23 protein-coding genes, 1 pseudogene and 1 riboswitch are annotated in these 22,553 nt (G+C 72.0%); of the genes and pseudogenes, 13 read left to right on the forward strand and 11 right to left on the reverse strand.

Annotation, left to right across the window (positions count from 1 at the left end):
• Window position 1 precedes the first annotated feature (1 nt).
• Window positions 2–928: a carbohydrate ABC transporter permease gene (locus HHX37_RS26035; protein ID WP_182875223.1), complete on the reverse strand. Its 927-nt coding sequence runs from the start codon at window positions 926–928 to the stop codon at window positions 2–4.
• Between the two features lie 68 nt (window positions 929–996).
• The gene (locus tag HHX37_RS26040) at window positions 997–2,265 is read right to left on the reverse strand and encodes an extracellular solute-binding protein (RefSeq protein WP_239101359.1); all 1,269 of its coding nucleotides are present in this window, start codon (window positions 2,263–2,265) and stop codon (window positions 997–999) included.
• 241 nt (window positions 2,266–2,506) lie between these two features.
• Between HHX37_RS26040 and HHX37_RS26045 the strand changes: the two genes are divergently transcribed.
• From HHX37_RS26045 to HHX37_RS26055, 3 genes are all read left to right on the forward strand, one after another.
• Window positions 2,507–3,010: a LacI family DNA-binding transcriptional regulator gene (locus HHX37_RS26045; protein WP_182887135.1), complete on the forward strand. Its 504-nt coding sequence runs from the start codon at window positions 2,507–2,509 to the stop codon at window positions 3,008–3,010.
• A gap of 457 nt (window positions 3,011–3,467) precedes the next feature.
• The gene (locus HHX37_RS26050; protein ID WP_310740537.1) at window positions 3,468–3,815 is read left to right on the forward strand and encodes a metalloregulator ArsR/SmtB family transcription factor; all 348 of its coding nucleotides are present in this window, start codon (window positions 3,468–3,470) and stop codon (window positions 3,813–3,815) included.
• On the forward strand, window positions 3,812–4,276 hold the full coding sequence (locus HHX37_RS26055; RefSeq protein ID WP_182887136.1) for an SRPBCC family protein: 465 nt from the start codon (window positions 3,812–3,814) through the stop codon (window positions 4,274–4,276). The genes HHX37_RS26050 and HHX37_RS26055 overlap by 4 nt, the downstream gene beginning before the upstream one ends.
• Window positions 4,277–4,398: 122 nt before the next feature.
• Here HHX37_RS26055 and HHX37_RS26060 read toward each other — a convergent pair whose 3' ends face one another.
• From HHX37_RS26060 to HHX37_RS26065, 3 genes and pseudogenes are all read right to left on the reverse strand, one after another.
• Entirely contained in the window at window positions 4,399–5,160 is a 762-nt protein-coding gene (locus HHX37_RS26060) for a recombinase family protein (protein ID WP_310740538.1), read from the reverse strand.
• 813 nt (window positions 5,161–5,973) lie between these two features.
• Window positions 5,974–6,297, reverse strand: a pseudogene (locus tag HHX37_RS37945) (hypothetical protein); the annotation flags it as partial.
• On the reverse strand, window positions 6,222–7,070 hold the full coding sequence (locus HHX37_RS26065; RefSeq protein WP_182881178.1) for an NAD(P)H-binding protein: 849 nt from the start codon (window positions 7,068–7,070) through the stop codon (window positions 6,222–6,224). The pseudogene HHX37_RS37945 and the gene HHX37_RS26065, both read right to left, overlap by 76 nt.
• 75 nt (window positions 7,071–7,145) lie before the next feature.
• Here HHX37_RS26065 and HHX37_RS26070 point away from each other — a divergent pair, with 75 nt between their 5' ends.
• Window positions 7,146–7,736 (forward strand): TetR/AcrR family transcriptional regulator, encoded by a 591-nt coding sequence (locus HHX37_RS26070; RefSeq protein WP_111702075.1) that lies wholly within the window; start codon window positions 7,146–7,148, stop codon window positions 7,734–7,736.
• Here the strand turns inward: HHX37_RS26070 and HHX37_RS26075 are convergent.
• Together HHX37_RS26075 and HHX37_RS26080 are read right to left on the reverse strand one after the other, a co-directional pair.
• Window positions 7,722–9,425, reverse strand: coding sequence for an alpha/beta hydrolase (locus HHX37_RS26075; protein WP_182887137.1), 1,704 nt, complete (start codon window positions 9,423–9,425; stop codon window positions 7,722–7,724). The genes HHX37_RS26070 and HHX37_RS26075 overlap by 15 nt on opposite strands.
• Window positions 9,426–9,517: 92 nt before the next feature.
• Window positions 9,518–10,105, reverse strand: a complete 588-nt coding sequence (locus HHX37_RS26080; protein ID WP_182887138.1) for a flavin reductase family protein — start codon at window positions 10,103–10,105, stop codon at window positions 9,518–9,520.
• Window positions 10,106–10,397: 292 nt separating this feature from the next.
• A riboswitch (cyclic di-AMP (ydaO/yuaA leader) is annotated at window positions 10,398–10,541 on the forward strand.
• A 13-nt stretch (window positions 10,542–10,554) separates the two neighbouring features.
• On the opposite strand from HHX37_RS26080, the gene HHX37_RS26085 reads away from it, so the two are divergent.
• Window positions 10,555–11,292, forward strand: coding sequence for a glycoside hydrolase family 25 protein (locus tag HHX37_RS26085; RefSeq protein ID WP_182881175.1), 738 nt, complete (start codon window positions 10,555–10,557; stop codon window positions 11,290–11,292).
• A 76-nt stretch (window positions 11,293–11,368) separates the two neighbouring features.
• Here the strand turns inward: HHX37_RS26085 and secD are convergent, their stop codons facing one another.
• Entirely contained in the window at window positions 11,369–13,615 is a 2,247-nt protein-coding gene (gene secD / locus HHX37_RS26090) for a protein translocase subunit SecD (protein ID WP_182887139.1), read from the reverse strand.
• A 38-nt stretch (window positions 13,616–13,653) separates the two neighbouring features.
• Window positions 13,654–14,148 carry a hypothetical protein gene (locus tag HHX37_RS26095; RefSeq protein ID WP_182887140.1) on the reverse strand — a complete coding sequence of 165 codons (495 nt, stop codon included), beginning with the start codon at window positions 14,146–14,148 and terminating at the stop codon, window positions 13,654–13,656.
• Window positions 14,149–14,335: 187 nt separating this feature from the next.
• Between HHX37_RS26095 and HHX37_RS26100 the strand changes: the two genes are divergently transcribed.
• From HHX37_RS26100 to HHX37_RS26115, 4 genes are all read left to right on the forward strand, one after another.
• Window positions 14,336–14,701 (forward strand): hypothetical protein, encoded by a 366-nt coding sequence (locus HHX37_RS26100; RefSeq protein WP_182887141.1) that lies wholly within the window; start codon window positions 14,336–14,338, stop codon window positions 14,699–14,701.
• 735 nt (window positions 14,702–15,436) lie between these two features.
• The gene (locus HHX37_RS26105; protein ID WP_182887142.1) at window positions 15,437–15,796 is read left to right on the forward strand and encodes a TraR/DksA family transcriptional regulator; all 360 of its coding nucleotides are present in this window, start codon (window positions 15,437–15,439) and stop codon (window positions 15,794–15,796) included.
• Window positions 15,793–16,686, forward strand: a complete 894-nt coding sequence (locus HHX37_RS26110) for a rod shape-determining protein (RefSeq protein ID WP_182887143.1) — start codon at window positions 15,793–15,795, stop codon at window positions 16,684–16,686. The genes HHX37_RS26105 and HHX37_RS26110 overlap by 4 nt, the downstream gene beginning before the upstream one ends.
• Window positions 16,673–17,011 carry a TraR/DksA family transcriptional regulator gene (locus HHX37_RS26115; RefSeq protein WP_182887144.1) on the forward strand — a complete coding sequence of 113 codons (339 nt, stop codon included), beginning with the start codon at window positions 16,673–16,675 and terminating at the stop codon, window positions 17,009–17,011. The genes HHX37_RS26110 and HHX37_RS26115 overlap by 14 nt, the downstream gene beginning before the upstream one ends.
• 141 nt (window positions 17,012–17,152) lie before the next feature.
• Here HHX37_RS26115 and HHX37_RS26120 read toward each other — a convergent pair whose 3' ends face one another.
• Complete coding sequence (locus HHX37_RS26120) at window positions 17,153–17,719, reverse strand: dihydrofolate reductase family protein (RefSeq protein WP_182887145.1); 567 nt, start codon at window positions 17,717–17,719, stop codon at window positions 17,153–17,155.
• 77 nt (window positions 17,720–17,796) lie between these two features.
• Between HHX37_RS26120 and HHX37_RS26125 the strand changes: the two genes are divergently transcribed.
• Window positions 17,797–18,414 carry a TetR/AcrR family transcriptional regulator gene (locus HHX37_RS26125; RefSeq protein ID WP_182887257.1) on the forward strand — a complete coding sequence of 206 codons (618 nt, stop codon included), beginning with the start codon at window positions 17,797–17,799 and terminating at the stop codon, window positions 18,412–18,414.
• Window positions 18,415–18,470: 56 nt separating this feature from the next.
• On the opposite strand, the gene HHX37_RS26130 is transcribed toward HHX37_RS26125, so the two are convergent.
• Window positions 18,471–19,061, reverse strand: coding sequence for an NADPH-dependent FMN reductase (locus HHX37_RS26130; protein WP_182887146.1), 591 nt, complete (start codon window positions 19,059–19,061; stop codon window positions 18,471–18,473).
• A gap of 112 nt (window positions 19,062–19,173) precedes the next feature.
• Here HHX37_RS26130 and HHX37_RS26135 point away from each other — a divergent pair, with 112 nt between their 5' ends.
• The 3 genes from HHX37_RS26135 to HHX37_RS26145 all read left to right on the forward strand — a co-directional run bounded on the left by HHX37_RS26135 (window position 19,174) and on the right by HHX37_RS26145 (window position 22,507).
• Window positions 19,174–19,914 (forward strand): TetR/AcrR family transcriptional regulator C-terminal domain-containing protein, encoded by a 741-nt coding sequence (locus HHX37_RS26135; RefSeq protein WP_182873583.1) that lies wholly within the window; start codon window positions 19,174–19,176, stop codon window positions 19,912–19,914.
• A gap of 21 nt (window positions 19,915–19,935) precedes the next feature.
• Window positions 19,936–21,105, forward strand: a complete 1,170-nt coding sequence (gene hsaA, locus HHX37_RS26140; RefSeq protein ID WP_182887147.1) for a 3-hydroxy-9,10-secoandrosta-1,3,5(10)-triene-9,17-dione monooxygenase oxygenase subunit — start codon at window positions 19,936–19,938, stop codon at window positions 21,103–21,105.
• 94 nt (window positions 21,106–21,199) lie between these two features.
• Complete coding sequence (locus HHX37_RS26145; protein ID WP_182887148.1) at window positions 21,200–22,507, forward strand: condensation domain-containing protein; 1,308 nt, start codon at window positions 21,200–21,202, stop codon at window positions 22,505–22,507.
• Window positions 22,508–22,553 lie beyond the last annotated feature (46 nt).

A 22,553-nucleotide genomic window follows, 5' to 3' on the forward strand; every position in this document is an offset into this window, starting at 1 on the left:
GTCAGCTTCTCCTGATCCGGCGGGTGACCGAGTAGTTGACCAGAGCCATGACCACGATGATCAGGCACAGGGTCCATGCGATGGCCGAGGCGTAGCCGAACTTGTACAGGCTGAACCCCTGCTCGTAGAGGTAGAGGCCGACGGTCTGGAACTGTCGGTCCGAGCCTCCCGTCGGGTTGCCCGTGCCGGCTTGGAACAGCAGCGGCTCGGCGATGATCTGGAAGCCGCCGATGGTGGACACGACGGCGGTGAAGATGATCGTCGGCCGCAGCATCGGGATCGTGATCTTCCGGAACTGGGTGAACTGGCCGGCCCCGTCCAGCGTCGCGGCCTCGTACAGATGCTCGGGGATCGTCTGCATGGCGGCCAGGTAGATCAGCGCGTTGTAGCCGGTCCACCGCCAGATGACGATGAGCGAGATGGCGATGTGCGAGGACAGGGTGCCCGCCTGCCAGTCCACCGGGTCGAGCCCCACCAGATCGAGCGCCCAGTTGACCATGCCGAAGTCGCGGCCGAAGAGCTGGGCGAAGATGATCGTGACTGCGACGATGGACGTCACGTTGGGCAGCAGCACGCCCATCCGGAAGAACGTGCGGGCACGCAGGCTGCGGTTGAGCATGTGCGCGATGAACAGGGCCGCGAGCAGCTGCGGCACGGTGGACAGCAGCCAGATGCTGACGGTGTTGAACAGCGCGTTCCAGAAGTAGTCGTCGGTCAGCAGTTCGGCGTAGTTCGCCAGCCCCACCCAGTGCCGGGTGGGCTCCAGCAGGTTCCAGTTCGTGAGCGAGACGTACGCGGTGTACAGCAGCGGGAACATCCCCACCGCGCCGAACAGCAGGAAGAACGGGGCGATGTAGAAGTACGGCGAGCCCTTGACGTCGAGCTGGTAGGCCCAGCGGCGCCGTGGCCCGGATCGTGCGAGGGTCATGGGTCCATCCCGGGGAAGGGGCGACGGCGGGCCCTTACCTCCCGCCGTCACCCGGTTTGGCTGGGCGGCTACTGCTCGATGCGCTCGACGTCCTTGAGCATCTGCTCCCAGGCCTGCGGGCCGTCCTGCTTGCCCTCCTCCACTCGGTTGATCGCGTCGCGGATGGCGGTCTGGATGTCGCCGGCCCGCGGCCCTTGGTACTGCGGCTTCAGGTTCAGCGCGGCGGTGGTGAAGACCTGCCCGACCGGGGCGTCGTTGAAGAAGGCGTTCTTCAGGTTCTTGACCTCGGGCTTCTCGTACGTCGCCACTGTCGAAGGCAGGATGCCGTGCGCCTTGAACACCTCGATCTGCTGCTCGGGAGCCGTCAGCCAGGTGATCAGGTCCACCGCCTCCTTCACGTGCTTGCTCTGCGCCGGAACCGTCAGGTAGGAGCCGCCCCAGTTGCCGCCGCCGCCGGGGATGGCCGCGATGTCCCACTTGCCGGCGAATGCCTTGGCCTGGTCCTGGATCTTCGCGAGCATCCAGGCGGGGCAGGCGATGGTGGCGAACTGACTCTTGGCGAAGCCGGTGTTCCACGCCGGGGAGCTGCCCACCAGCTTGGCCGACTCGCCGTCGGCTACGGCCTTGAGCACCTCGTCGTACGCCGAGCGGACCACCGGGTTGGTGGCGACGACCACGTGGTCGGAGGCGTCGTAGTAACCGGTCTCGGCCTGCCCGATCATCGCGTTGAAGATCTGCGCGCCGCCGTCGAAGAAGCTGGCGCCCTCCGGCTTGTTCGCGGTGTACTTCCTGCCGGCCTCGAAGTACGACGCCCAGTCCGGCCAGAGCTTGCTCACCTCGTCGCGCTCGGTGGGCAGGCCGGCCTTCTCGAACAGGTCGCGCCGGTAGCACATGGCCAGGCCGCCGACGTCCGTCCCGTATCCGATCTGGGCCCCGTTCTTGGCCACCGACGCCTGCCACTTCCACGGCAACCACCGGTCCTTGAGCCCGTCGGCGCCGTGCTTGCGCAGGTCGACGAAGCGCTCCGGCTGAGCCCTGAACTGGGCGATGAAGCCGGTGTCGATGCCCTCCACGTCCGCCGCGCCGCTGCCCGTCGCCAGATGGGCGGCCAGGTTGCGATGGTGGTCGTTGTACGCCGACGTACGCTCGACGATCTTGATGTTCGGGTGGGCGGCCTCGTACTTGGCGTACAGGTCCTTGAACCCCATGTTCCCGAACAGGTTGAGAGTGAGGGTGACGGGGCCGTCGCCGGACGAGCCGGTCGAGCCGCCGCAGCCGGCGGTGAGCACGCCGACGGCGAGCACACCCACGAGCAGACGAAGTTTCGCAGCAGACACCGTGAACTCCTTGGCAGGGAGAAGGGGCGTGGCTGCGAGATGCGACGGTCGAGCCGCGGCAACGAAAAGCATCGACCGATACGCCCGCCATGAGACATAACAGCGGCACACGATGTCAAATCACGAAAACGTAACGCCGATGAAATTACCGGCAACCTTGACAGACTTCCCATGATTGCGTAATTTCCTCGAAACCGGTTACATGAAACCGGTTGCAGCGAGATGCGACAGCGTTCGATCCGTGGCAACGATCAGAGAGGTGGCACGCCTGTGCGGCGTGTCCCCGGCAACCGTCTCCCGCGATTTCAACAATCCGGAGGTAGCTAACGCGAAGACCAGGACGCAGGTTCTGCGGGCGGCGCGTCAGATCGGCTACCTGCTTAACGAGTCGGCCCGCACGCTGGCCACCAAGAAGTCCTTCATGGTCGGCCTCGTGTGGGACAGCGACCACCGCCGCCCCGGCTGGCGGCACCCGTTTTTCCAGGAAATCCTCGTCGCTCTGAAGACCGCGCTCAGCGGGCGCGGATATCACCTCATGCTCGCCACCAGCGGGGAGAGGAACGGTGAGCGGACCGACGACGCCTTCGTGCGGGCCGTGCACAGGCACAACCTGGACGGCGTGGTGATGATCGACAGCGGCACGTGGGACCCCTCACTGCGGCGGCCGGCCGGAGGGAGGCGGGCGGGCCGCCGCCGCCGGCGGCGGGGCGTACGGCGGGGCCCGGCGCGGGCGGCGGCTCGGTGACCGGCGCTCTTGCGAGCGCCCGCCTATCGAGCAGTTCGAAGGCGGCCGCCTTAATTGGCACGAGCTGGCGCGCCAGCCGAAACCGAACACCAAGGCCGCACGTCACGCGCTGCGCGGATACAAGCGCCGGCTCCTGGATGACGGCTGGCGGCCACTTCGACTGCAAGGCCGACCTTCATATAGGCCTTGAAGGCATCGCGGAAGTGGTCGGCGCAGGTCACACACCGAGTCCGGGCATGGGATTGTCGCGCCACATGTCCGCTGCCCGGACATGTCCGCTGCCCGGACATATCCGTGCACGACAGGCGAGGTCTCGACCCAGCGGCCATGCCGGGCGATGGCCAGCATGGAACGGAGAACGGCGAGAAGTTCGTCCCAAGCACACGAGATCCCGCACGCGGCGAGCGACTGCCAGCAACCTTGCGTTCCGGCATCGGTAAGTTTAAGCTTACGGTTCGTGGCCACTTACCGATCAGACGACGACGCATGGAGCGCGCTGGGCGATCCGACGCGGCGGACGATCGTCACGACCCTGGCCGAGCGTCCGCGCTCAGTCAGGGAACTCGCCGACGAGCTGCCGGTCAGCCGGCCCGCGGTGTCGCAGCATCTGAAGGTGCTGAAGGACGCCGGGCTCGTGGACGAGACCGCTGCGGGGACTCGTCGGATCTACCGGCTGAACCCGGCTGGCGTGGCGGCGCTGCGCGATCAGCTCGACCTGTTCTGGGAGCGGGCGCTGTCCGGTTTCCAGGACGCGGCCCAGCGGGACGGCCCGGCCGCTCCAAGCCAGCACGAGGAGCAGCAATGACACAGACGGCCGTGAATCGGAGCGTCGTGATCGACGCACCGGTCGAGCACGCCTTCAAGGTCTTCACCGAGCGGTTCGGCGACTTCAAGCCGCGCGAGCACAACCTGCTCGGTGCGGCCATCGCCGAGACCGTCTTCGAGGCGAGGGCCGGCGGGCACATCTACGACCGCGCCGAGGACGGCAGTGAGTGCCGGTGGGCGCGGGTCCTGGCCTACGAGCCGCCCTCTCGCGTGGTGTTCTCCTGGGATATCGGCGTCCAGTGGCAGATCGAGGCCGACACCGCGAACGCCAGCGAGGTCGAGGTCCGCTTCATCGAAGAGTCGCCCTCCCGGACCCGGGTGGAGCTGGAGCACCGGCACATCGACCGGCACGGGCCTGGCTGGGAGTCCCTCGCCGAGGGCGTGGGCAACGACCAGGGCTGGCCGCTCTACCTGGACCGTTACGCCGCGCTCTTCGACTGAGCGCACGCCGCGGTCCTCACGGAGATGGCCGGCCGCGTGAGCGGCCGGCCATCCGTCCGACGCCGCACCATCGCCGCCAAGTCAACGTCTCCTTCGAGCCGTCACGTTCGGAAAGACCCAGCTCAGCCGGATGCGTCCAGCGAGGCGCTGCGCTGGTCGGCATCGGCCGGCGCGCGATACAGGGAGGCGACCGACGGCGCCCTGCCCGCGTTCTTCCCCGTGGCGATCTTCAGCTTGGCAACGATCTCCGGAACCGGCAGGCCCTTGGCCCGCAGCGCCAGGGCGAAGGTGAGCATGTCCTCATCGATCACCTTGGGGCGGCCGCCATGATGGCCGCGCGCGGCGGCGGCCTGCTGGCCCTCCAGGGTCTTGTCGCGGATGTAGTCGCGGTCGAGCTGGGCGCAGACGGCCAGGACGGCGAACAACATCGCGCCCAGCCCGTTCGGGTCGTAGACGCCGGTCAACGGGCCGGTCGGCAGCTCCAACTGGATCCCGGCCGCCTGCAGCCCGCCCGCCAGCGCCATCAGCTCGGCGGCGTTGCGCGCGGGCCGCTTCAGCTCGTGCACGGTGAAGATCACCGTTTGGCCGGGCGCGGCCGATTTGATGTCACGGCACAGCGTCAGCGCGGCATCCAGCTCGGGCCGTACCTTGATCCGAGTGGAGATCTTCTCGGCGAAGATCCGTGTGCACCCGGCCGCGCGCAACGCCTGCAGCTGGCTGTCCAGTTCCTGCTCCTTGGTCGAACAGCGCGCGTAGCCGATCCGGATCGCCGGCGCGGACGGAGTGACCTCGGCGGCCGCCACCGGCGCCAGCGCCTGCCAGCGCGCGCCCGGGCGGCGCCCGGCCGGGACCGCCACCTCCAGCAGCTCGCGCAGTGCGGGCACCAAGATGAAGCGCGCGGTGTGGTACTTGGAGGCGACCTTCCCGCTCCGCGTGCGGCACGGGGAGGGGGCCATCACCTCGCAAGTCGGGCAGTCGACCCCTCGACCGCCGCGGCGGCCTCCTCTGGCGTCAGCTCCACCCGCCGATTCTCGCAGAACTTCCTCGCACAACCCTCAGGTTCTGCGAGGAGTTTTGCGAATAGCGACCTGCGCGAACAGACGCACCCGCCAGGGCATGGTCACCCTCGCAGAACCGGTCATTTCTGAGAACCACATACCGTTACCGCCGTCACACAGAGCTACGGGGGCTCATTGCGCACACCCGAGCGGTGGATCACCAGGGGGCGCATCGCAGAACGCCCTGCCTTCTCCGCTCTTGCCTAGTGCTCTGACCGCATACCTTCGCCGGGTTGAGCGTGTGTGGGGCCATTGATGCCAGTTACCTGACCGAGGCATGGGTCGTCCCCTTCGTCGTGCAGCTGGTCGGCGAGTACGTCTTGGAGATCCTGATCGTCATCTGCGATGAGCTCCGTGATCTCGCCACGCCCGGCACCTGCGGCCACCTCGCTTACGGGCAGTTCATCGTGGACAATCCTGCCTTCTTCGCGCGCACTCAACGGCGGGTCGTGAGCTACTGGAGCTGCTACTACCGGGGCACCTACGCGAGTTTTCGGGGCTACCCAGGATGCACTCTTCTTGACCTCCTACGGTCCGCTGCCTCCGACAGAGCAGGGCATCCCTGGCCCAACCTCGCTCCAGCCGGCGCCAGGGTGGACGGCTACTGCTAGGACCCGGCCGGGCAAGGTCGCCGGCCGGTCAAGCGGCATCGGCGAGGGGACGTCCGCCCGAACGGATGCCCTTCTCGCTGCGGATGCGAGCGCGCTCGCGGCGAGGAGCACCGTCGGGGCGAGCGGCCCGGATGGAGCGCAGCGCCGCCCAGGTGTGGTCGATGCCCTTGCGGCGTCGGTTGACGCCCCACAGCAGGTCATCGCCGACGGAGTAGCAGCCGTGGAAGTAGGTGATCCCGTGGATGTGGTGGTAGGTGGCGCCGGCCGCCGCCTGCTCTAGCGGAAGGCGGCCGCGTTGCGCCGCGCCCAGTCCGAGAACGGGCGCGGCGCGCGGCCGAGCACCCGCTCGACCTCCGGGCTGACCCGCCGTTCGCCGGGGGTCGGATCGCCGAGGATGGCCAGGGTGCCGTCGGCCACCTCCTCCGGCATGAACGCCGCCATCATCGCGCGTGCCTCGTCGCGGCTCTGCTCGGCGAACCGTACGGGCTCGCCGAGCGCGTCGCCGAGCGCGGCGGCGATCTGACGCGGAGAGACCCGCTCCGGCCCGGTGAGCTCGTAGACCCGGCCGTCGTGGCCGGGCTCCCGCAGGGCAGCCGCCGCGACCTCGGCGATGTCGCCGGGATCGATGACGGGCAGCGCGACGTCTCCGAACGGGGCGGTCACCGTGCGGCGCAGGCGGACGGACTCCGCCCAGGCGAAGGCGTTGGAGGCGAAGCCGCCCGGCCGCAGGATCGTCCACTCCAGCCCCGAGTTCCTGACCTCGCTCTCGTCCTCCAGCGCCCGCATGCCGTGACCCGGGGAGAGCGGGCGCGTCCCGGCGGACTGGGAGGACAGCAGGACGACCCGGCGCACCCCGGCTTCCGCGGCGGTGCGGAGGATCGGCCGCACGTTCCCGCCGAGGGCCAGGTAGTCGCCGGGCGTCACCAGGAACAGCGCGTCCGCCCCCTCCAGCGCGGGGCGCAGCCCGGCGGGATCGGCCAGGTCCGCGCTGACCGCACGGACGCCTTCGGGCACATCGGCGGACGAGACGCGGCGGGCGACGGCGGTGACGTCCTCGCCCGCCTCCGCCAGGAGCCGGACCAGGACCCGGCCGACGTTCCCGGTGGCTCCCGTTACGACGATCATGGTGATCTCCCTTGAGTTAGTTAGTTGGCTGACTCAGAGAGAACCGTAGCACGGGACGCGCCTATAGTCAGTCAGGTGACTGACTCGACCGTTTCCCGCGCGGGGGCCGCGAGCGCCAAGCGGCGGCGGCTCACGGCGGCCGCCGCCGAGGTGGTGCACCGGCAGGGCGCCGAGCGCACCACCATCGCCGACATCGCCCGCGCCGCCGGCGTCCCGGTGGGCAACGTGTACTACTACTTCAAGACCAAGGACGAGCTGGTCGCCGCCGCGCTGGACGAGCACGCCCGGCATCTCGCGGAGCTCACCGGACGGCTGGAGCGGCTGCCCGATCCGCGTGAGCGGCTCAAGGGGCTGGTGGAGACCTGGATCGGGCAGCGCGACGTCGCGGCGCGATGGGGCTGCCCGACCGGCACGCTCGCCGCCGAGCTGGACAAGCGCGGTGAGGGCGGGCTGGACGCGGAGGCGGGGAGGGTGATCCGGCTGCTGCTCGACTGGGCCGAGCGCCAGTTCCGCGAGCTGGGCCTGCCCGAGCCCGACGGGCTCGCGCTGACCCTGGTGAGCGCCTATCAGGGCATGTCGCTGCTGGCCAACGCGCTGCGCGATCCCGAGATCATGAAGCGTGAGGGCGACCGGCTGCTCGGCTGGCTCGGCTCACTGCCCGGCTGAGCCGGCCCCGCTCCGGGACAGGAGCGTGGTCAGCGCCGTGGTCCGCGCGTCGTCCCAGCCGGCCGGTGGCGCGATCCGCGCCCAGGCGGCGGCCACCTCGCCGTCGTAGTCGTGCCCGTGGCCGGGCGGTGCGTCGAGGGAGAACACCAGATCCGCGGTGACCTGCCAGAACGTGACGAACGGATACCAGCGGATCCAGGGCAGCACGTCGCCGCCGCGCCGTTCCTCCAGCCAGTCCGGGCGGCCGAGGATCAGCCGCGGGGTCCACCACACGATCGGATCGGAGGGATGCTGGAGATAGACCACCCGCGACCCGTCCCAGGAGGCGGGCGCGGGCAGGTCCTCGGGCCCGTTGGCGAAGCGCACGGTCTCGCCGTCCCGGTAGACGGGCAGCACCTCCCTGCTGCCCGGGTCGCGGCCGTCCACGAACCGCCGCCACAGCGGGCTGCTGTCGGGCGGCCCGACGAAAAGCGCGCCGTCGGTGCGCTCGCGCAGGTCGCGGTCGTCGCGGAACGCCGACTCCGCGCCGAACGCCCCGAGGCTCTCCCCGAACACCAGCAGCCGGGGCCGGTGACCGGCGGGCAGCCGCGACCACCGGGCGTACACCTGGCCGAACAGCTCGCGCCCGGCCGCCGTGACGCGCTCGCGGTCCACCAGGAAGGACAGCCAGCTCGGCAGGTAGGAGTACTGCATCGAGACCAGCGCGGTGTCCCCGCCGTACATGAACTCCAGGGCGGCGGCGGCCTGGGGGTCCACCCAGCCCGTGCCGGTCGTCGTGATCACACACAGCACCGCCCGGCGGAACGCGCCGGTCCGGTCGAGCTCCCGTACGGCGAGGGCGGCCCGCTCGCGGGCGGTCACGGCGGAGTCGAGCCCCGCGTAGACCCGGACCGGCGGGAGCGCGGGCCGCCCGGTGAAACCGCTGAGTTCCCCGACGGTGGGGGCGCCTGCGACGAACGCCCGGCCCTCCAAACCGAGCGACGCGAAGGAGACCAGGGAGGAGGGGCCGCCCGAGACGGCGGCGGACCGGGGCCGCGAGGTGCCGGGCGCGGTCTCGCTGTTGATCGCCGCGAAGCTGTTGTCGGCCCCTCTGAGCAGGGCCTCGGTGAGGATCCCGTCGGTCAGCAGGACGGCCAGCACGCCGACGCCGAGCGTCGCGGCCAGCCGCGCCGCCGTGGCGGGGATCCACCTGCCGAGCACGCCTCCGAGCGCCCGGGCGGCGACGCGCAGCGCCCTGGCGGCGGCCAGCAGGAGCAGGAACACCGCCGCCGCGACGAACGGCACGCCGAGATAGCCGAGCCGTTCCGGCGGGCGCAGCCCCATCAGCGGGTAGATGGCCCTCTGGGCGCGTACGCCGAGGACCAGCGACGCGGCGCCCAGCCCGCAGCCGAACGTCGCGACCAGACGGCGGACCCGCCGCCGTCCCGTACGGCGCCACCCCTCGCGCCATCCCGCGCACCGGGCCCCGGCATACCGCCGGACGACCGGGGCGGCGCTCCGGCGGGCCAGAGTGCCGGCGGTCACGCCGGCCAGGTATCCGGTCGCGGTCAGCACGCCCGCGATGATCCCCTGCAGCGGCCACGAGCGGGGCAGCAGCGACGGCGTGAGGGACAGGCAGAAGAAGATCGCGGCGAACAGGATCCCGGCCGTGTCCAGCGCTCCGCCGAGCCGTACCCGCCCCTCCCGCATCAGGCCCCCGATTCACCGCCTGTCCGCCGAACTCGCGGAGCAGGCAGGCTATCAAGTCACCGGCAGGTCACGGCCCCGCCCCCCGCACGGCCTCATCCCCAGTGGTCGCCCCAGCCCCACAGGTTGGGCCCGAGCGCCGCGGCGGGGTCGTCGTGGTACACGCCGAATCTGCCGCGGAAGAACAGCATCGGCCGCTGCTCCGGATGGACGGGTTCGAGTTCTCGGACGAGGCCGATCACCACGTCGTGGTCTCCGGCCACGTGCACCTCCCGGACCTCGCCGTGGACGCGCAGCAGCACGTCCGGCAGGGCGGGCGTGCCCCAGCGGGACAGGTCCCAGGCGAGCCCGGCGAACTTGTCGCCGTTGCTCGATCCGAACCTGGCGCACACGTCGACCTGCTCCTCGCCGAGGACGTTGACGCAGAAGCGGCCGGACTTCCTGATCCGCGGCCAGGCGCGGCCCTTGTGGTCGGCGCAGAAGAGCACGAGCGGTGGTTCGAGCGACACCGACGCGAACGACTGGCAGGCGAACCCCACCGGATCGCCGTCGTCGAGACCCGTGACCACGGTCACGCCGGTCGCGAACATCCCGAGCGCGCGCCGGAACTCCGCGGGCGACGGCGGCGGCGCGTCTCCGGAGCCGGGGTCGCCGAGGCCGGGGCCGGCGGAAGCTGCGGTCATGGGTTCACCTCTCGCGTGCGGTCCGGTGGCTCCGGTGTGCGTGCCTCTGGTGCGGCTCTGGTCCGGTGACTCAGCGCTCAGGTCACGAACTTACAAACCCCCTCGGCGCCGCGCCGCACGGGATCCCGTCCAACGGGGCACCTGCATGACGAGTCTTCCCAGGTAAAAACAGGTTTTGTCAGGTTTACACCATTGTTGAGCTGTATGTACCTTTAGGTGCCACGGCATGGGTACCGGTGACATCCGCGTCGCCTCCGTTGCCGTGTCGTTGCCCGGACCGTGCGCTCTTCTGTGCGCGCGGCCGCCGAGTCCGCGTTCCGCGGAGCCGGGGACCCACTTCTCGGGGTGAATCGGCGCGCAGACCCCCAGATGCGCCCGTAGGGCACTTCCTGCCCGAACCCGTCAGCTAACCCGGTAGGCGGCATGGAAGCAAGGAGCTCAACCGCGTCATGCCCACCATCAGGTTCTCTCCCGCCGGGCGGCCCTCCGCCCGCCGCCTGCGCGCCGCCCTCGCCGCGGCGGCACTCGCGGTCACGGCCGGCACGGCCACCCTCACCGCCGCCACGCTCGTCGCCACCGCGGCCGCGCCCGCTCCCGCCTACGCGAACCCGCACACGTACGGCCAGGACGTCTCCGGCTACGAGGCCGACCACGACTGGATCAACAGCCGGGCGCAGTTCGGCTTCATCAAGGCGACCGAAGGCCTGGACTGGGTCGACTCGTCCTTCCCCCGGCACTGGCGGGAGCTGGACAAGAAGGGGATCGTCCGCGGCGTCTACCACTACGGCCACCCCTCCAACGACCCGATCGCCGAGGCCGACCACTTCCTCCGCGTGGTGAACGCGCAGCCGGGCAAGCCCGGCGACATCCTCGTCCTCGACCTGGAGACCGCCGACGGCCAGTCGGTGCAGCGCGTCAACGCCTGGGCCAGGAAATGGCTGGAGTACGTGACCGCCAAGACCGGCGTCCGGCCGATGTTCTACAGCGGCTGGAACTTCGCCGACAAGTACGGCCGCGGCCTGGGCGACTATCCGCTGTGGGTGGCCCACTACAGCCGGAACCCGGGCGACATCACCCCGCCGGCCGACTGGAAGAGCTGGGCGATCCACCAGTACACCGACTCGCCGATCGACCAGAACGTCTCCGCGCTGAGCCCTCTCGAGCTGCGCGCCCTCGGCCGCCACTGAGGCTCCGTGGTCCCGGGGCGGGCGCCGCCCGCCCCGGGACCATTCTCAGACCGCTTTCAGACCATCCCTGACCACTTCAGACCACCGCGCCCGATCCGTCGCGGGCCACGGGCCGGCGACGCGGAGCGGCGGGTGCGGGCGGCGGTTGACCGGCGCGCCTCTCCAGCTCGATCGCCGCCGGCCCCGCCACGAACGACGACGACAGCGTGCCCGCCACGATGCCGATCAGCAGGGCGATCGCGAAGTCGCGCAGCGAGTCGCCGCCGAACACCGCCAGCGCCGCCAGGATGAACAGCGCGCCGAGCCCCGTGTTCACCGTACGCGGCACGGTCTGCAGGATCGCCGTGTTCACCACCCGCCCGAAGGGCGTCCCCCGTGACACCGGCCACAGCTCGCGGACCCGGTCGAAGAGCACGACCTTGTCGTTGACCGAGTACCCGATGATCGTCAGCATCGCGGCGAGGAAGACGCCGTCGATCGGCTTGCCCAGCCAGGCGAACGTGCCCACGACGACGGCCGCGTCCACGAACAGCGCCGCCACGGCGGCGGCGCCGAACGTCCACCGGAACCGGAACGCCAGGTAGGCGAGCTGGGCCGCGAGCGCGACGCCGAGCGCGATGAGCGCGTTGCGGCGCAGCTCCGCGCCCAGGCTCGGCCCGACGAGCTCGTCGCGCTGCTTGGTGACCTCCCCGACGCGCCGGTCCAGGGCCTCCTCGACGCGGACGACGTCGTCGGCGGTGATCTGCCCGGTCCGTACGGAGATCGCGTCGTCCGACCGCTGCACGACGGCCGTGGGGAACCCGGCGTCCGACACCGCCCGCCGGGCCGCGGCGACGTCGACCGGCCCGCTCGTGCCGAACTCCACGATCCGCCCGCCGGTGAACTCGACGCCGTAGTTCAGGCCGCGGGTGACCAGCCCCGCGCCCACCAGCACGAGCAGCCCGGCCGCGACGGCGAGCCAGCGCCGCCCCGCCCGCATCAGGTCGGGGTTCCGCCGGGTCAGCCAGGTCCTGACCCGGCCGATCGAGCCGAGGCCCGACACCCCCGGGCCGAACCTGCCGATCAGGGCGGCGGCGAGCACCCGGGTGATCAGCATGGCCGAGATCAACGAGGCGAGCACGCCGATCGCCAGCGTCACGCCGAAGCCCTTCACCGGCCCCGACGCCAGCCAGAACAGCAGCCCGGCGGCGAGCAGGGTGGTGATGTTGGAGTCGGCGACCGCGCTCCAGGCTTTTTTGAACCCCCGGTCCAGGGCGGCCTTGAGGCCCCGGCGGGGCGCCGCGCCGTACTCCTCCCTGGCCCGTTCGAAGACCAGCACGTTGGCGTCCACGGCCATGCCGATCGCCAGGACGAACCCGGCGAGGCCGGGCAGCGTGAGCGTGGCGCCCATCGCCACCAGTCCCGCGTACGAGATCAGCCCGTAGCAGGCCAGCGCGACCGCGGCCAGCAGGCCCACCAGGCGGTAGACGAGGCCGATGAACACCGCGGTGAGGATCACCCCGGCGACGCCCGCCTTGGCGCTCGCCGCGATCGCGTCGGCGCCGAGGGTCGGGCCGACCGTACGCTGCTCGACCAGCTCCAGAGGCACCGGGAGCGACCCGCCCTTGACGAGCACGGCGAGGTTCTGCGCCTCCTCGGCGGAGAACGACCCGGTGATCTGGGTGGTGCCGCCGGGGATGCCCGCCCCGCAGGTCACGGTCTCGTTCACCTGGGGCGAGGAGATGATCTCGTTGTCGAGCACGATGGCGACCCTGCGCTTGGGATCGCCGATCGGCTCGCAGGCCGCCTTGCCGGTCAGCTCCCGCCAGGGGCCCGCCTCCCGGAAGTCGATCGTCACGAACCAGCCGGGCCCGAACTGGGGGTCGGTGCCGGCGGCGGCGTCGGTGACGCCGGCCCCGCTGAGGGCGACCGGGCCGAGCTTCAGCTTCTGGCCGCTCTCGTCGGCGATCGCGTCCTTGTCGCCGTCCCCGGCCGGGCCGAGCACCGGGTGGAAGTTGAGCTGGGCGGTCTTGCCGATGACCTCGGCGGCCTCGCGCGGGTCGAGCACGCCGGGCAGTTCCACGATGATCCGCTTCTCGCCGGAGCGGACCAGGGTGGGATCGACGACTCCGAGGGCGTCCGCACGGCGCCGGAGCACGTCGAGGGCACGGTCGGTGGCGTCGGCGTCCGCCCTGACCGTGGGGGAGTCCTTCGTCTCGAAGACGAGCTGGGTGCCGCCGCGCAGGTCGAGCCCGAGGCGCGGGGCCATGGTGAGGGCGAGCAGCAGTGAGGTGGCGATGACGGCGAGCGCCGCCACCGCGCGCCACAAAGGCGCACGTGACATTGTGCCTCCACAGGCAGGTACGAGGAGAGAAGAGGGCCTCAGTACGCCGTGGAGGGAGGAGCCCGCGCGGCCGTCGTGCGGCGCGGGCGCTGGGCGGGACGATCGTCGTGATCCGGGCCGGCTCGGGTGACCCGGGTGCCCCCGCGCGGCGACGCGGAGGCGGGCGGCAGGACCGGCCCGGCGGTGGCGCCGGGGCCGCCCGGACCCGCGTGGATCCGGGGCTGGTCACTGTGCGCGGGCCGCCCCGCGCTGGGCGACCCCCAGTGCCGCGCCGTCGTGTTCCGTGCGCTCGTGTCCTCCGCCCTAACAGGGCGGGCGGTCGTGGGCCGCGCTGCCGTGGACGCGGCGGTCGCTGCGGCGCCCCGCACGCCTGCGGTCTCCGCGGCGGCGGGCGCGCCCGTGAGGCGGAGCCCGCCGGCAGACTGGGTCATGCCCTGAGCGGCGGCGGGCGAGCCGCCGGCGGTCAGGAAGCCGGTGGTCAGGAAGATCGCGTGCAGCAGGAGCAGCAGCGCGGCGGTCAGCCTGCTTCGCACGATCCCTCCCTCCAGCGACGACCCGGTCTCACGTCACCGTAGCCGCTCCGGCCCGGACCCGCCGCGTGCCGTGATCGCGCAGGGCGAAAAGTGCCGAGATCATTCGAAAATGGGCGGAAATAAGGTGAGAAACGGGCGGCGGAAAACGTAGATGACCGTTTCGCGAAGGTGGGCTATGGTCGGTCTCATGGCGACCTCACGACGTGGCATGTGCGGGTCCACCGCCTTCACGTGGGTGGTGGGCCTGCTGATGCTCGGCCTTGCCCTGGTCGCCTCGACGCCCGCCTGGTACGGAGGCGACCCCGCGCAGCACGCGCCCCAGGCCGCTGCCGAAGTGTGGACGCCGGGGGCGTGGTCGCCCCAGTCCGCCACCCTGCCCGCGGGCGCCGGCTCAGAGCACATGCCGCTGTCGTTGCGGCTGCCGAGCGCTGTGGCCGCGTTGGCGGCTCCGGCGTCCGCCCCGGCGCTGGTCCGGCACAACGAGGACGTCTTCCTCAGCCCGCAGCAGACCGGGCATCGCACGGTCGGATCCCGTAGCCCGCCGCTGGTCTAGAACTTCGGAGCGCTCCGAGCCGCGGCGTCGCCCCGGTCTCGTCGTCGAGCAGCCCCAGCCATCCCAGCCGTCCGGTAATCAGGCCGGTCCACGCGTCGAGTGATCCTCGGCAGGGGGTCCGCGACACCGTCTGTGCAGCGGCTGGCGACCTGGCCTGCGAAACGGCCGGGGCAGGGCCTCTGAACGGCCGGTCGTATGGTCCTCGACCCGGCTGCTTGCAGAGCGTCCGCCGCACGACGTAACAGGCGTACCGCCACGAACCGCAGACGCCCCCACCCGGCCCACAGCCGGGCAGGGGGCAGATCTGTCGGGCATCGAGCACAGCCGCGTACCGGGTGTTGCCGGGTGCGAGGCAGGGCCGGGCAGGGCGCAGGCGGGCATTCCGCTTCGCGCGGTGCACGGCCAGCTCGTTCCGCCGTTCCGCCGCTTCTCCGAGCGGTGTGGTGGGGCGAGCGCTCGTCCCGGGCCCGTCTCGCGTCCGTCTCGCGTCCGTCTCGCGTCCGTCTCGCGTCCGTCTCGGGCCCACCTCGCGACCTCGCGACCGCCGCGCTCCGCCTCGCGTCCGTTCCCGCGTCCGTTCCGCGTCCGTTCCCGCGTCTGTGGGGCGGCCGGGCTCCGGCCGCTCGCCGCGCTCCGATCCGACCGTCACCCGGGCCGCCGCTCGCACCCGTCTTGTACCGGTGTGGGGCGTGGCGTCCCACCCCACCTTTTTCCATACCTGGAGTGATGCCGATCATGGCTGAGATCAGGTCGCCGGGCTCTCTCATGGAGGAGTGCCGGCAGTACGATGCGCAGCTCTCCGAGCTGCGCATGCTGCTCGACGAGCGGCTGCGCGCCGCGCGGGCCGAGCTGGCCCTGGCGGGCGAACCACACGAGGTGGCGCCGCCGGTCGCGCGGGTCCGCCCGTCCGCCGAGGCCGTACGGCGGGCGAGCCGCGACGTCGCCGCCATCGAGGCGGCGATCGAGCGGATGGACCTCGGCCTCTACGGCACCTGCACGGAGTGTGAGGCGTTCCTGCCGCTCGACCGGCTCCGCTCGGCGCCGCACGTGCAACTGTGCGCCGCCTGCGCCGGCGAGACCCGGATGTCGGCATGACCGGCACAACCGGGATCACGACCGGGCACGGCGTGACCCGTGCGGGTGGCGAAACGGGCGGGGGAGCGGGCGGAGCGACCGGCCTGGCCCTCGACCTCGGCACCGCGCGGACCCGGCTGCTGCTGTCCGGCAGCCCGGTGATCCGGGAGTGGCCCTCCGCGGTCGGCGCTCCGGCCGCACCGCGCCACTGGCCGGTGCGGCACGGGATGGTCTCCGACATGCCCGGCTGCGCGCGGCTGGTCCGTGCCGCGCTGCGCGAGGCCGCCGGGCAGGAGCCTCTGGAACGCGTCCTGCTCGGCGTGCCGGTGGCGGCCTCGCGGCTGGACCGGCGCGCGGCGCAGGCGGCGGTCGGCAGCGCCGCCCGCTGCCCGGTCACGATCGTCGAGGAGCCGCTCGCCGCCGCGGTGGGCTGCGGCGTCGACATCGGAGACCCGAGGCCGCGGCTGCTCCTCGACGCCGGTGCGGGGATCGCCGAGGCCGTCGTCATCCGCGGCGGCCGGATCGCCGACGCGGGGGCCGTACAGATGGGCACGCGGGACCGGTCCGAGGACCGCGCCGATGACCCTGCCGGCGATCCGCCGGACGGTCCGCGGTTCCCGCCGTACGTGCGGGAACGCATCGTGGCCATGGTCGCCGACCTCGTCGCGCGCGTTCCCGCCCGCATGCGGGGCGTCGCGCGGGGGCGCGGCCTGCTGATCACCGGCGGCGGCGCCCGCGATCCGGAGCTGGCCCGCGCGCTCTGCGCCGGGCTGCGGATCACCGTCACCCCCGCCGTCGATCCCGCCCAGGCGACCGTCAGGGGCCTGGCCTGCCTGCTGCCCGCGGTCGCGCGCCGCGCCGCCCTCATCCCCGCCGACGAAGTGAAGGACCTCGACCATGACCACCAGTGACGAGTTCACCGCCATCAGCGAGCCGCAGATACGGCTCATCCGGACCGAGCTGGAGGAGCAGCTCCAGTGGCGTGAGGTGCAGCTGCGCGACCTGCGGGCCGAGGTCGACGGCGGCGAGCAGGACACGGCCCGCCTCGCCCTGCTCGCCGACGTCGCCGCCACCGAGCGGGCGGTGACCGAAGTGCGCCGGACGCTGGAGCGGATGGAGGAGGGACACTACGGCCGGTGCGCCGACTGCGCGGCGGCCATCCCGTTCGGACGGTTGAAGATCCGGCCCCTGGCCCGCTACTGCATCGCCTGCCAGCGGCGTCACGAGGCCCGCTGACGCCGATCCGGCCGCCCGTCCCGGCGTTCTCGCCGGGACGGGCGGCCGGCGTGCGGGCGCGCGGGCCGGGCCGCCCGGAGAACGTCGCCGGGGCCCTCGCGTACGCCGCCTCGGTGGACGGTGCCTCCCCGCACTGATCGCCTACGCCCTGTCGTACCAGGTCACGGTCGTTCCGCTGCCGAGGGACCGGGACCGGACCGGGGTGAACGGCGTGGGGCGGAAGGCCCCGGTGAACGCCGAGATCCCGTCGCCGGCCACGACCGGGTAGCTCTTGACGATGAGTTCGTCGATCTCCGGCAGCAGCGCGCCCGCGAGCGTGCCGCCTCCGCACAGCCAGATGTCCCCGCCCTCCTCCTGCTTGAGGCGCCGCACGAGACCGATGGGGTCGCTCCGCACGAGCTCCACCTGGGGATCGCCGATCTCGGGGATCGAGGCCGACACCACGTACTGCCTCAGGTGGGCGTAAGGGCTGGTGACGCCGAGGTCGAGGCCCGGCTGGTAGGTGCCGCGGCCCATCACGACCGTGTCGAAACGCCGGTTCGGCGCTTCCAGGTTCAGTTGCGCGCGCACGTGGCTCGGCACCGTCTCCGGATACTCCTCGATGATCCAGCTCAGCGTGTCCTCCAGCGGATAGAAGTCGAACTCTCCGCCGGGGCCCGCGATGTAGCCGTCGATGCTGACGCCGATGTAGTAGACAAGCTTTCGCATACAAAACGCTCCGTCTGAAGTACTCTGTCTGTAGTGGTTATGACCGTAGTACTACAAGTGGAGTGGTGTCAATCGTGGTGCGACAGAATCCGGCTCGGCGGGCGGCTCTGCTCGACGCGGCCATCGAGGTGCTGGCGCGGGACGGCGCGCGGGGCCTGACCTTCCGCGCGGTGGACGCCCAGGCGCAGGTGCCGGGCGGCACCGCGTCCAACTACTTCGCCAACCGGGACGAGATGCTCACCCAGGCGGGCGCGCGCGTCTACGAACGGCTGGAGCCGGAGGCCGGGTCCCTGACCGGGAGCCCGGAGAAACGCAGGGACCGGGCGAGGGTCGCCGAGCTGACCCACGAGGTGGTCGAGCGGGTCAGCACCTACCGAACGGGATTCCTGGCCCTGCTGGAGCTGCGCCTGGAGGCGACGCGACGGCCGGCCCTGCGGGCCGTGCTCACCGAGCGGATCAGAGCGGACGTGGACGCGAACATCCGTCTCCACCTCGGCGACGGCCGGCCCGGGGACGCCACGTCGGTGGAGCTACTCCACCTGGCCATGAACTGGCTGATCCTGGAGCGGCTCACGCTGCCCGACGTGTTCCCCGAGGGTCGTCTGCGTGAGCTCGTGGAGCAGGCGGTGGAGCGCCTGGTCCCGGAGACGCGGGACGAGGTTCCAACGGAGGCTGACGGACCGGCCGTCCCGTGATCAGGGCGGCGGCGTCGCGATGCAGGCGCGGGCGGGAGCGGACGGGAAGGGCCGGATCAGGCGCCGTACGGCCGGGCCGCCCGCGCGTCCCGCAGCGCCCTGCCGAACCAGACGAGCTCGTCGAGCATCGTCTTGGCCGCGCTCTCCGCGCCCGCGGGGTCCTTCGGCCAGTTGCCGTCGTCGTCGAACAGCGTCCAGGGGCTCCGGAACGCGACGGAGTCGCGGACGGTCACCGCGTGCAGTTCGGCGAAGACCAGCCGGAGCTGCTCGACCGCCCGCAGTCCGCTGGACATGCCGCCGTAGCTGACGAACCCGACGGGCTTGGCCGCCCACTCCCGGTGATAGCTGTCGATCATCAGCTTGAGGGCGGCGGGGAAGCTCCGGTTGTACTCGGGGGTCACGACGACGAAGGCGTCCGCCTCGTCCACGCGGGGCCGCAGCGCCGTGACCTCCTCGGGCCTGTCGCCGCCGAAGTGCCCGCGCAACCCGTCGGGGAGCCGGGTCTCGGCAAGGTCGATCACGTCGAGGGCGAGGTCGTCGCGCCGCTCGGCCTGGGCGGCGAACCAGCTCGCGACGAGGGGCGCCACCCGCCCGTCCCGGACGCTGCCGATGATCATCGCGATTCCGAGCCGGTCGTCGCCTGGCATGGGTCCTCCACGAGGTGAGTACGTCGTACGCAACGAGTACACCGTACGCGCAAGTGCGTACGGCGTACAAGCACGGGTACGATGTACACGCACAACGGTGAGGAGTGTGGCGATGGCCGGGAAGAGCGCGGACGAGGTCGCGGGTGACGCCGTCGAGTCCATCTGGCAGCGGATGGAACGCCCCGCCCGGCCGCCCCGCGCGGCGCTGACCCACGCCCAGATCGCCGCGGCGGCGGTGGAGATCGCGGACGCCGAGGGGCTCGACGCCGTCTCGATGCGCCACCTGGCCGAACGCCTCGGCGTGGCGACCATGGGGCTCTACCGGTACGTGCGCGGCAAGGACGACGTGATCGAGCTGATGCTCGACGCCGTCATCGCGGAGGAGGCGCTGGTGGAGCCCGCGGCCGACTGGCGTACGACGCTGCGCGAGGCGGCCCGCGGCCTGCGGCGCGCCGTGCTGCGGCACCCCTGGATGGTCCGGACGACGGCCAGGTCGGGCCAGCTCACGCCGCACCTCGTCGCGCGGGCCGACCGGCTGCTCGCCTCGCTGGAGGACCTCGGCCTGGACGCCGACGGCCGCATGGCCGTGGTCGGCACGGTGAGCGCGTACGTCAACGGGATGGTGGCGGTCGACGTCGGCCTGGCCGAGCTCATGCGCCGCGAGGGCGTCACGGGGGCGGACGAGCTGCGCGGCCTCTACTCCTCGCACCTGAGGTGGCTGCTGGAGTCGGGCCGCTACCCCGCCTTCGAGCGCTACATCCGTGAAGGCGTCCGCAAGGACGACGGCGAGTGGCAGTTCGAGCTGGGGCTCGAATGCGTGCTCGACGGCGTCGCGGCGCGGCTGGGCATCTGACCGAGACAGAAGGATTCCCCCATGAGCAACGAGGTCCTGGACGAGGTTCGCGCGCTGCTGCCGGAGATCGCCGCACGAGCCCGCGCCGTCGACGAGGAACGGCGGGTCCCCGCGGAGTCGATCGGCGAGCTGTCCCGGGCCGGGGTGTTCCGGATGCTGCAGCCCAAGAGGTACGGCGGCGCGGAGAGCGATCCGGTGCGCTTCTACGAGGTGGTGCGGGAGATCTCGGCGGTGTGCGGGTCGACCGGCTGGCTCGTGTCCGTCCTCGGCGTGCACCCCTGGCAGCTCGCCCTGTTCGAGGAGGCCGCCCAGGACGAGGTCTGGGGGAGCGACCCCGGCGTGCTCGCCTGCTCGTCGTACGCGCCGGTCGGGCGGCTCGTCCCGGCCGAGGGGGGATACCGCCTGTCCGGCCGGTGGCGCTTCTCCTCGGGCTGCGGGCACGCGTCGTGGGCGCTGCTCGGCGGCCTCGTCCTGGGCGCGGCGGGCCGGCCGGCGGACGTGGTGACGGTGCTGGTGCCCCGCTCCGACTACGCGATCGAGGACGTCTGGGACGTCATCGGGCTGCGCGGCACGGCCAGCGACGACATCGTCGTGGACGACGCCTTCGTCCCCGCGCACCGGATGGTGCGCAACCAGGACCTGACCCGGCTGCGCGGGCCGGGCCAGCAGGTGAACACCGGCCCGCTGTACCGGCTTCCCTTCGGCGCCGTGTTCACCACCACGATCACCGCGCCGATCATCGGGATGGCCTCCGGCTGCTACCGGTCGTACGTGTCGGCCATGCGCGACCGCGTACGGCTGAGCCTGGGCGGCGGCGGCCGGTTCGCCGACGACCAGTTCGCGCAGGTCGCGGTCGCCCGGGCGGCCTCGGAGATCGACGCTGCGGTCCTGCAGACCGACCGCAACGTGCGGGAGGCCTACGAGCACGCGGTGCGGGGCGAGGCGATCCCGGCCGAGCTGCGGCTGCGGGTGCGCCGGGACCAGGTCCGCGCCACCGAGCGGGCGCTGGAGGCCATCGACGTCCTGTTCAAGACGGCGGGGGGCAACTCCCTCCGCCGCGGCAACCCCATCGAGCGGGCCTGGCGCGACGCCCACGCCGGCGGCGTCCACGTGGCCAACGACGTCGAGCGCGCCCTCGCGATGTACGGCAGGGGCGAGTTCGGCCTGCCCGTGGAGGACAACCTCATCTGACCGGCGGGCGGCCCGGGAGGATCTTGACCCGCTCGGAGGCGCATCCTAGCCTTCATGGCAGCGTCCCCACGGACACCCGCGTCGAAGGAGAGCCATGCGGCTTCAGGTGGGCTTCGCCTCCAGCCGTTCCGGTACAGCGGAGCTCGCCTGGGGGCAGCGGGATATCTGGGGAGCCCTCCAGCAGGTCGGGCCGGACAGCGCCCACTACTTCAACGTGCCCAAGGTCCTCGCCGTCCCGCGCGCGGGCGGCCCGCGCTCTCCCGAGGTCGTGGCCGCCGCTCTGGCCGAGGTGACGGGCCGGCACGACGCCCTGCGGTCCCTGGTGCGGCTCGGCGCGGACGGACCGTACCAGGAGGTGGCGGCGGCGGGGACGCTGCCGGTCGAGATGGCCGAGGCGGCCCGCGACGAGGCGGGCGACGTCGCGGCGGCACTCGCCGCTCGCCTGGCCGCGCGGTCCTTCGGCGACGGCGAGCAGCCGCTGCGCGCCGGATTCGTGGTCCGCGACGGTGCCGTCACCCACGTGACCCTCGTGATGAGTCATGCCGTCGCCGACTGGCACGCGGCCGGTGTCGTGGTGAACGACCTGCGGACGCTGCTGCTCCGCGGCGCGATCACGCGACCGCCGTCGTCGCAGCTGCTCGACCTGGTGCGGGAGGAGCGGGCGGCACCGGCGCGTTCGGACCGCGCGATCGCCCAGTGGGAGGCGCTGCTCCGGACCGTGCCGTCCGCCATGTTCCCGGAATCGGTCCGGCCGGCCTCGACGCCGAGGTACGCGCGGGCCGTGCTGACGTCGCCCCGGCTCAACCACGCCGCGTACGTGCTCGCCGCCCGGGCCGGGGTGAGCACCGCCACCGTCCTGCTGGTGGCGGTCGCCATGCTGCTGCGCGAGCTGACCGGGCACGAGGTCGCCGCGATCACCCCGATCGTGCACAACCGTTTCGACGACCGGACCCGGGATCTGGTCACCAGCCTCAATCAGCTCGGACTGTTCACCCTGGGCCCGAGCGGGGGCCTCGCCGAGACGGTCGCGACCGCGTACCCGGCGGTTCTCGCGTCCTACCGGCGCGCCCGATTCGACAAGCCGGCCATGCAGGCGATGATCGACCGGCTGAGCGCCGACCGCGGCGTCTCCGTGTTCCCGTCGTGCTGCTTCAACGACCTGCGCCCGGGCGAGGACCCGGGCGCCGCCGCCCGCGCGGACGAGGAGTCCGAGCTGGAGTGGCTCCCCGGCACCGATAAGCGCAGCTGCGACTTCTGCCTGGCCCTGATGCGCCGCAACGGCACGCTCGGCGTGGAGGTGAACGCCGACACCACCCGCCTGTCCGAAGGTGAGATCGAGGCCCTGCTGCACCGGCTGGAGTCCTTCGTCGTCTCCGCCGCCCACCGGGAACCCGTCCCGTGACGCCATGGCGTGGAGGGTGCCCGCGGACGCGGTAACCTACGGTGTT

This window comes from Microbispora sp. H10885 (assembly GCF_014161415.1).
GTDB lineage: Bacteria > Actinomycetota > Actinomycetes > Streptosporangiales > Streptosporangiaceae > Microbispora > Microbispora triticiradicis.